The sequence below is a fragment of the Streptococcus sp. HSISS3 genome (assembly GCF_000448605.1).
Classification (GTDB): Bacteria; Bacillota; Bacilli; order Lactobacillales; family Streptococcaceae; genus Streptococcus; species Streptococcus raffinosi.
In genome coordinates this window covers 1,175,864-1,185,359 of the sequence record NZ_CM002130.1, presented here as the reverse complement: position 1 = coordinate 1,185,359, position 9,496 = coordinate 1,175,864, and the positions used below count along the sequence as shown (strand labels likewise).

The following is a 9,496-nucleotide window of genomic DNA, read 5'->3' as shown; positions in this document are numbered from 1 at the left end:
CATAGAGCCCTACGACTTTACAAGACACCACTACTTTAACATAAAGAAAAAGTAGTGAGTACTCTCTCCCGTCGGAGATTTCTTCACTACTAATCTTAGTATGTTTGTCAACTGTAGTGGGTGACGAAAAACTAACATCTAGAGAGGACCTGATAGATCTTCTCTTTTTATGTTCAGAGTGATGAAAACACGCTTCCTAAAGTTAATAAAGTTTCTAAAACCGAAGCCCAGACGTTTGATGTCTTTGATAAGCTTATTGGTGCCCTCCAATTTTGCATTTGAGTAATGTGTTTCTAGTGCGTTTTTGATGTATTGTTTGTGTCTAAGAAAGGTTCTAAAGACAGTTTTGAAGTAGTGATTGACCTTGCTTATATTCTCCTCTATTTACTCAAAAAACTCATCTTCCCTCTTCTCCTGAAAGTGAAACAGCAACAGCTGATAGAGGTTATAATAGTTAGCGAGTTCTTCTGAGAAATTCAGTGTCTTCTTAACGAATTCATGTGGACTTAAGGTTTGACCAAAAGTCTTCGAGTGAAATGACTTACAAGATAACTTACGGCTGTCCTTTTGGAAGAGTCTCCAGTGATTTTTCAAGGCTCGGTAGGGTAGTGACTTTTTATCAAACTGATTCATAATGGCAATTCTAGTCTTCAAAAAGGCTCGACCAAGGTGTTGGATGATGTGGAAACAATCAATAATGATTTTGGCATTTGTGAAAAGCATTCGAGCTAGTGGCATATAGGCTCCTGAAATATCCATCGTGATAAACCGTACCTTTTTGCGTACTTTCAATGGATACTTCAAAAAGTAGTTTCGAATAGTGGTTTGAGCACGATTATCAAGGATGGTTATGAGTTTGTTGGTCTCATAGTTTTGCGCCACAAAAGCGATTTCACCTTTCTTGAACCCAAACTCATCCCAAGACATAACAGCTGGGAGCTTGTCATAATGCTCCTTGAAAGTAAATTGGTCAAGTTTACGATAAACAGTGGACGTCTCTATACGAAGTCTTCTGGCAATATCTGTTAGTGACACCTTCTCAGTTAGAAGTTGAGAAACCTTTTGTCGGACAAGGTTGGAGATTTAGTGGTTTTTCTCAACGATTGATGTCTTAGCTACCGTGACTCTCCTGCAATTTTTACACTGGAAGCGACGCTTTTTAAGACGTAATAGTGTAGGTGTTCCTGCTTGTTCAAGGAGAGGAATTTTAGAAGGGTTTTGAAAGTCATATTTGATCATTTTTCCTTGGCAATGAGGGCATGGTGGTGCTAGGCTACAAGGAAACAGAACTAAAGAAAATCAAGAAATTCTTCGAAGGAACGACGGATACAGCTGAGAACTATATCAAATCTGCCCTTAAGATGTTGGTGAAATAGGAGAAAATATATGCCGAAACGTTGTGGTTGGGTAAAAATGAATAACCCTTTATGTGTAGCCTATCATGATGAAGAGTGGGGCCAACCCCTTCATGATGACCGTGCTCTTTTTGAGTTACTTTGTTTGGAAACTTATCAGGCCGGTCTGTCTTGGGAAACGGTTCTCAACAAGCGCCAAGCTTTCAGAGAATCATTTTACAACTACCAAGTCCAAGGTGTTGCGGAGATGACGGATGCAGAGTTGGAGGACTTGTTAGACAAACCAGCCATCATTCGAAATCAAGCCAAGATTTTTGCTACGCGTGCCAATGCTCAAGCATTTCTACAAGTCCAGAAAACCTACGGTTCCTTTGATGCCTACCTCTGGTCTTTTGTCGAGGGAAAAACTATCGTGAATGATGTCCCTGACTATCGCCAGCCACCTGCTAAAACACCTTTGTCTGAAAAGTTATCTCAAGATCTCAAAAAACGAGGCTTCAAGTTTACAGGTCCAGTCGCAGTTTTAGCTTTTCTACAGGCGGCAGGTCTAGTTGATGACCATGAGAATGATTGTGAATGAAAAAGCGGAAGTTAGTGAGTGCAGCGTTTAATTATCTGAGAATAGAGAAAAAGCTGAGAAACTCATCTCAGCTTTTTATACATACTATTAGATTTGTTAAAATGAAGTCAAAAAAGTGATTCCACCTAAAATAACACCAGCTGAATTTGGAATGATTAGTACCCAATCCTTTTTAGGTTCTTTTGTCCATCCATAAATAACCCAGATTAAGCAAGATATAGCAGCTGATAAAGGTTGAAATGGTTGAGCTTTATATCCCTGTAAATTGGCGATAATTTGAGGAATGTAGGCAACAAATACTATAATTCCAATAAAAGCACCAATGGAACCTACAATTCGATTAATTTTTGTTTTGTCATATCATATTCACCTCCGATTGTAGAGTATCAAAATGATTGTAAATAGGCAAGGAGTATAGTCATTTATTGTTATTTTCTGTACAAAATAGATTAAAGTGTCTATATTTATATTTTTCAGGGGGTAGTATGCAATAAGTTGTGTAAACACAAAAAGGAATAAATCCGTTATAGTAGAGTTGCAACACATTACTAGAAAGAGATTTATTCCCATTCGTGCTGAAAATTTAGAAATGGCAGTGCAAGCTTTGGAGGACTTTATCGCTGAATGGAAGTCGAAGTATAGGAAAGTCATGGAAAGTTTGGAGAATGCGGATAATCTTTTAACTTTTTATCAGTTTCCCTACCAGATTTGGCACAGCATTTATTCGACAAACCTCATTGAGTCTCTTAACAAAGAAATCAAACGTCAAACGAAAAAGAAGGGGGAGTTCCTAACGAGGATGCTCTGGAACTTTACTTAGTTACTTTGTTTGAAGATTATAATTTCAAGCAAAGTCAACGAATCCATAAAGAGTTTGGCTAATGTTCTGACACACTTGAAAGCTTATTTGATTAAAAGTCCGTAACTCTACTTGAGTATTTACACAAAATTATTGACAGTATCCAATTCGATTACATGACAATTATTTAATCTATCATTAAGATAGTAAAAAACTCGTTGAAATAAGATTTATCAAGTTTTTTTGACAATAAAAAATGATATAATAAGTAAGTCTTTAAGGTGTAGATTTTAAGACAAAAAATACATTGGGGAAAAATTGAATATGGAAAATAAAGTACGCTATAAACTGCACAAAGTGAAGAAGCAGTGGGTTACTTTGGCTGTTGCTTTAGCAGCTTTGGCTACCATTGTTGGTGGTAGTGTTACCACAACTTCACTCGCTTCTGCAGAAGAAACAAATAACTCTAACGGATCACCTTCAACAACTACAGTGGGGGAAAATACAAATCCTGTGGTTGAAAAAGAGGTAGGAGCAACAACTGAAGTGGCAAATACTTCAAATGCCACGACAACAGAGCGAGCAGCAGTTACTGCTGACAAACCAGCTGAAGCGACAGTTCAACCAAATTCAGGAACAACTAGTGATAGAGCTACAGCAGTAGAGGTTGAAGCTAAACCTGAAACGACTGCCAAGCCAGAAGTAGTAGCTAAGCCAGAAACAGCTACAACATCGGAAGTAGCTACAAATGCTGGAGTAGCCGCTCCAACGACTGAGAAGTCTAAAGAGCTTTCTGAAGCTGAAATTAAAGCTGCAGTCTCACTCGATAATATTAAAAAAGAAAAGATGGTAAATATTACTATCTTTTAGAAGATGGATCACATAAGAAAAACTTTGCCATTACTGTAAATGGTCAGGTCCTTTATTTTGATGAGAATGGTGTCCTTTCAAGCACATCAACTTATTCATTCACACAAGAAACAACAAATCTTGTCACTGATTTTACTAAAAACAATGCTGCTTACGATTCAACAAAAGCAAGCTTTGAACTTGTTGATGGTTATTTGACAGCTGATAGTTGGTACCGTCCAAAAGAAATCCTTGAAGCAGGAACAACTTGGAAAGCGTCAACTGAAAAAGACTTTCGTCCACTTTTGATGTCTTGGTGGCCTGATAAGGATACTCAAGTAGCTTACTTGAACTACATGACTAAGGCTCTTAGCAATGGTGAAGAAACAAAAGATGTCTTTACGATTGAAAATTCTCAAGCTAGCTTGAATGCCGCTGCTCAAATCATTCAACGTAAGATTGAGGTTAAGATTGCTGCTAATAAGTCAACAGACTGGTTACGTCAGTCAATCGAGGCCTTTGTTAAAGACCAAGATAAATGGAACATTAACTCTGAATCTCCAGGTAAAGAACACTTCCAAAAAGGGGCTCTCCTCTTTGTTAATAGTGATTTAACGAAGTGGGCTAACTCAGACTACCGTAAACTTGACCAAACGGCAACAAGTCGTTTGGCAAACGATAAGATCAAGAGTGGTAGTGATGCTGGTTATGAGTTCTTGCTTTCAAGCGATATCGACAACTCAAACCCAATTGTGCAAGCTGAAATGCTTAACCAATTGTATTACTTCATGAACTGGGGACAAATCGTCTTTGGAGACAAGGACAAAGATGCTCACTTCGATGGTATCCGTGTTGATGCTGTGGACAATGTCAGCATCGATATGCTTCAATTGGTGTCTTCATACATGAAGGCTGCTTACAAGGTCAATGAGTCTGAAGCACGTGCCCTTGCTAATATCTCAATTCTTGAAGCTTGGTCTCAAAACGACCCATATTATGTGGACGAACATAATACGGCTGCCCTTTCTATGGATAATGGTCTCCGTTTGTCAATTGTTCATGGATTGACTCGTCCAGTAACTAATAAAGGTACAGGTGCTCGTAATGCATCAATGAAGGACCTTATTAACGGTGGTTATTTCGGTCTTTCAAACCGTGCGGAAGTTACATCATATGATCAACTTGGTTTTGCAACCTATCTCTTTGTTCGTGCACACGACTCAGAAGTTCAAACGGTTATCGCAGACATTATCAGCAAAAAAATTGATCCTACAACAGATGGATTTACTTTCACATTAGACCAATTGAAACAAGCTTTTGACATTTATAATGCTGATATGTTGAAAGTGGATAAGGAATATACACATTCAAATATTCCTGCTGCCTATGCTTTGATGCTTCAAACAATGGGTGCAGCAACACGTGTTTATTATGGAGACTTGTATACAGATAATGGTCAGTACATGGCTAAGAAATCACCATACTTTGATCAAATCACAACCCTTCTTAAAGCGCGTCCTAAGTATGTAGCTGGTGGACAAACATCTTATATCCACAACCTTGCTGGTGATGGGGTGTCATCTGCGAAAGATAATAAAGAAGTTCTTGTCTCTGTCCGTTATGGTCAAGATTTGATGTCTAAGACAGATACAGAAGGTGGAAAATACGGCCGCAATTCTGGTATGTTGACCCTTATTGCTAATAACCCAGATTTGAAATTAGCAGATGGTGAAACAATTACTGTAAATATGGGTGTAGCCCACAAGAACCAAGCCTACCGTCCACTCTTGCTTGGTACGGATAAAGGTATCGTGTCATCATTGAATGATTCAGATACTAAGGTTGTTAAATATACAGATGCACAAGGAAATCTTGTCTTCACAGCTGATGAAATCAAAGGCTTTAAGACTGTTGATATGAGTGGTTACCTTTCAGTTTGGGTACCAGTAGGTGCGACTGACGATCAAAACGTTCTTGCTAAACCATCAACAAAAGCCTACAAAGAAGGGGATAAGGTTTATAGCTCTTCTGCAGCACTTGAAGCACAAGTGATTTACGAAGGTTTCTCAAACTTCCAAGACTTTGTTAAAGAAGATAGTCAATACACTAATAAATTGATTGCAGCTAATGCAGACCTCTTCAAGTCATGGGGCATTACGTCATTTGAAATTGCACCTCAATATGTCTCATCTAAGGATGGAACTTTCCTTGATTCTATTATTGAGAATGGTTATGCCTTCACAGACCGTTATGACTTTGCCATGAGCAAAAACAATAAATACGGTTCAAAAGAAGATCTTCGTGATGCCCTTAAGGCTCTTCACAAACAAGGTATTCAAGTCATTGCTGACTGGGTTCCAGACCAATTGTATACCCTCCCAGGTAAAGAAGTAGTAACAGCTACTCGTACAGATACACATGGTAAGGTGCTTGATGATACTAGCTTGGTTAATAAACTCTATGTGACAAATACTAAGTCATCAGGAAATGATTTCCAAGCACAGTATGGTGGTGCTTTCCTGGATAAACTTCAAAAACTTTATCCAGAAATCTTCAAAGAAGTTATGGAAGCGTCAGGTAAGACAATTGATCCATCTGTGAAGATTAAACAATGGGAAGCTAAGTACTTTAACGGTACAAATATCCAAAAACATGGTTCTGACTACGTTCTCAGCGATGGTAAATTGTACTTCACCGTTAACGATAAAGGTACCTTCCTTCCAGCAGCCTTGACTGGTGATACAAAAGCTAAAACTGGATTTGCTTATGATGGTACAGGGGTAACTTATTACACAACATCTGGTACTCAAGCTAAGAGTCAATTTGTGACATATAATGGCAAACAGTACTACTTTAACGATAAGGGTTACCTTGTAACTGGTGAACAAGCTATCGACGGTTCAAACTATTTCTTCTTGCCAAATGGTGTTATGTTTACTGATGGTGTTATTAAAAATGCCAAAGGTCAATCATTGGTTTATGATAAGTCAGGTAAATTGACGACTCAAACTGGTTGGAAAGAAGTTACCGTTAAAGATGATAGTGGTAAGGAAGAAAAATTCTATCAATACTTCTTCAAAGGTGGCATCATGGCTACTGGTTTGACTGAAGTAGAAGGTAAGGAAAAATACTTCTATGACAATGGTTACCAAGCTAAAGGTATCTTCATTCCTACAAAAGACGGCCATTTGATGTTCTTCTGTGGTGATTCAGGTGAACGTAAGTACTCAGGCTTCTTTGAACAAGATGGTAACTGGTACTACGCTAATGATAAGGGCTATGTTGCCACTGGATTTACTAAGGTAGGCAAACAAAACCTTTACTTCAATGAAAAAGGTGTTCAAGTTAAGAACCGCTTCTTCCAAGTTGGTGATGCCACATACTATGCAAACAATGAAGGTGATGTTCTTCGTGGTGCCCAAACCATCAATGGTGACGAGCTCTACTTTGATGAGTCAGGTAAGCAAGTTAAAGGTGAGTTCGTGAACAATCCTGATGGTACGACTTCATACTACGATACAATCACAGGTGTGAAACTTGTTGATACATCATTAGTAGTTGATGGTCAAACCTTTAATATCGATGCTAAGGGTGTTGTGACTAAGGCTCATACACCAGGCTTCTATACTACTGGGGACAACAACTGGTTCTACGCTGACTCACGTGGTCGTAATGTGACAGGTGCACAAGTTATCAATGGTCAACATCTCTATTTTGATGCTAATGGTCGTCAAGTTAAGGGTGGCTTCGTAACGAACACTGACGGTAGTCGTTCATTCTACCACTGGAATACTGGTGATAAGATGGTTTCTACCTTCTTCACTACTGGTCATGATAAATGGTATTATGCTGATGATAAGGGTAATGTCGTTACTGGAGCTCAAGTAATCAACGGTCAAAAACTCTTCTTTGGTACTGATGGTAAACAGGTTAAAGGTGGCTTTGCAACAAACGCTAATGGCACTCGCTCATATTACCATGGGGCTACCGGAGATAAGTTAGTATCAACTTTCTTCACTACTGGAGACAATAACTGGTACTATGCTGATGCTAAGGGAGAAGTCGTTGTCGGTGAACAGACTATCAACGGACAACACCTTTACTTTGACCAAACTGGAAGACAGGTGAAAGGAGCAACGGCTTCAAATCCTGATGGTTCAATCTCTTACTATGATGTTCATACAGGGGATAAGGCTGTTAATCGCTGGATTAAGATTCCTTCAGGCCAATGGGTATACTTCAATTCTGAAGGAAAAGGCTACATGTCAAATTAAGACTAAAGAAAGAAGTCAATCACATTTGTGTGGTTGCTTTTTTCGTTAAAAAATGTTAATTTTTTATACATTTAGGTCATTTGTCTGGACGAAAAAGTGGTATAATAACTCTTACTAAATCTTTATTTTGGAGTGCACATGACTAAGTCAAAAAACACTATTGAAAGTCGGATAGATTACTCGATTCTCTTACCAGTTCTAATCCTGTTACTGGTTGGCCTAGTCTCGATATTTATTGCGACAAACTTTGATTACCCCAAGAATCTCGTGCAAGTCATGTCCCAGCAAGTACTATGGATTTTCCTAGGTTCAGTACTTGCTTTTGTTGTCATGTTATTTAACACTGAGTTTCTTTGGAAGATAACTCCTTGGCTGTATGTATTTGGCTTGGGGTTGATGGTCCTGCCCCTTGTTTTCTATTCACCTGCTGTGGTGGAATCTACGGGTGCCAAAAACTGGGTCAGTATTGGATCGGTTACCTTGTTTCAACCGTCTGAATTTATGAAGATTTCCTATATCCTCTTTCTTTCGAGGATAGGTGTCTGGGCTAAGCAAGGACGAGAAGTGACCGACCTTAAGGATGACTGGCTTCTCCTCTTCCAGTATACAGCAGTTACCCTCCCTGTTTTGGGCCTTTTGGTTCTCCAGGGTGATATGGGGACAGCCTTGGTCTTCCTGGCAATTTTAGCGGGTATAGTCGTTGTTTCAGGAATATCCTGGCGTATCATCTTGCCAGTGGTTCTAGCCTTTGTGGCTGGTGTAGCCCTGTTTGTCATGGTCTTTATCACAGATTGGGGTAAGGAAGCTCTGATTAAGATGGGGGTTCAAACTTATCAGATTAACCGTATCTCAGCTTGGTTGGATCCTTTCACTTATGCGGATGGCATTGCTTTTCAACAGACTCAAGGCATGATTTCTATTGGTACTGGTGGTATCTATGGTAAAGGATTTAACCATCTAGAGTTAAATGTCCCAGTTCGTGAGAGTGATATGATTTTCACAGTAATTGCAGAGGATTTTGGTTTGGTTGGTAGTGGCTTGGTCCTTCTGACCTATCTCTTCCTCATTTACCGTATGTTACGAGTGACTTTTAGGTCTAACAATCGTTTTTATACCTTTATCTCTACTGGTTTTATTATGATGATTGTCTTCCATATTTTTGAAAATATTGGGGCAGCAGTAGGCATCCTTCCTTTGACAGGTATTCCTTTGCCATTTATTTCTCAAGGGGGATCTTCACTCATCTCGAACCTAATTGGAGTTGGTTTGGTGCTTTCAATGGCTTATCAAACCAATCTTAATGAGGAAAATAAAATTCTCCTAGCTATGTCTCGTCGCATGCGTGTCTCAGGGACTAGTCATGTGAAGCCTGTTACCAAGACTCATCCTAAAAAAAATAAACCCTCTAAGAGTGCTAATAAGGCCACTCAAGAGTTGGTTAAGGCTAAAGATAAGGTGGATAAGGCAACAGAGAAAATGCGTCAAACCATTTCTCAAAATACGCCAAGCCTTCATCAAGGTAAGCGTCGTAAGGGTTCGAAAAATAAACCGACACGCAAACACTAAGCAGAAGCAAGTTGACAAGTTCAACTTGTTTTTCTTTGTAAAAAATTAAGGCCCGTGTCCTCCTCTTTGCCCC

The 9,496-nt window shown here is 39.1% G+C and carries 3 protein-coding genes and 4 pseudogenes; 5 read left to right on the top strand and 2 right to left on the bottom strand.

Translation table 11 applies throughout. The annotated features are described in order from the left end of the window. Nucleotides 1-138: 138 nt before the first annotated feature. Nucleotides 139-1,269: pseudogene (locus tag HSISS3_RS05530) on the bottom strand (ISL3 family transposase); the annotation flags it as partial. Between HSISS3_RS05530 and HSISS3_RS11635 the strand changes: the two are divergent. Beyond that, nucleotides 1,254-1,376, top strand: a pseudogene (locus HSISS3_RS11635) (Holliday junction branch migration protein RuvA); the annotation flags it as partial. The pseudogenes HSISS3_RS05530 and HSISS3_RS11635 overlap by 16 nt on opposite strands. A gap of 10 nt (nucleotides 1,377-1,386) precedes the next feature. Next, complete coding sequence (locus HSISS3_RS05525) at nucleotides 1,387-1,935, top strand: DNA-3-methyladenine glycosylase I (protein WP_021152001.1); 549 nt, start codon at nucleotides 1,387-1,389, stop codon at nucleotides 1,933-1,935. 96 nt (nucleotides 1,936-2,031) lie between these two features. Here HSISS3_RS05525 and HSISS3_RS11630 read toward each other — a convergent pair whose 3' ends face one another. Then, nucleotides 2,032-2,280, bottom strand: a complete 249-nt coding sequence (locus HSISS3_RS11630) for a SemiSWEET family transporter (protein ID WP_042772071.1) — start codon at nucleotides 2,278-2,280, stop codon at nucleotides 2,032-2,034. A 163-nt stretch (nucleotides 2,281-2,443) separates the two neighbouring features. Here HSISS3_RS11630 and HSISS3_RS05515 point away from each other — a divergent pair. From HSISS3_RS05515 to HSISS3_RS05505, 3 genes and pseudogenes are all read left to right on the top strand, one after another. Continuing rightward, nucleotides 2,444-2,817 (top strand): annotated as a pseudogene (locus HSISS3_RS05515) (transposase); the annotation flags it as partial. A gap of 241 nt (nucleotides 2,818-3,058) precedes the next feature. Next, nucleotides 3,059-7,857, top strand: a pseudogene (locus HSISS3_RS05510) (glycoside hydrolase family 70 protein). A gap of 138 nt (nucleotides 7,858-7,995) precedes the next feature. Further along, entirely contained in the window at nucleotides 7,996-9,423 is a 1,428-nt protein-coding gene (locus HSISS3_RS05505) for an FtsW/RodA/SpoVE family cell cycle protein (RefSeq protein ID WP_021145553.1), read from the top strand. Nucleotides 9,424-9,496 lie beyond the last annotated feature (73 nt).

What these genes read in the sequence shown, in the direction of transcription:
- HSISS3_RS05505 (WP_021145553.1), top strand. Translation starts at nt 7,996, where the DNA reads ATGACTAAGTCAAAAAACACTATTGAAAGTCGGATAGATTACTCGATT.
- HSISS3_RS05525 (WP_021152001.1), top strand. Translation starts at nt 1,387, where the DNA reads ATGCCGAAACGTTGTGGTTGGGTAAAAATGAATAACCCTTTATGTGTA.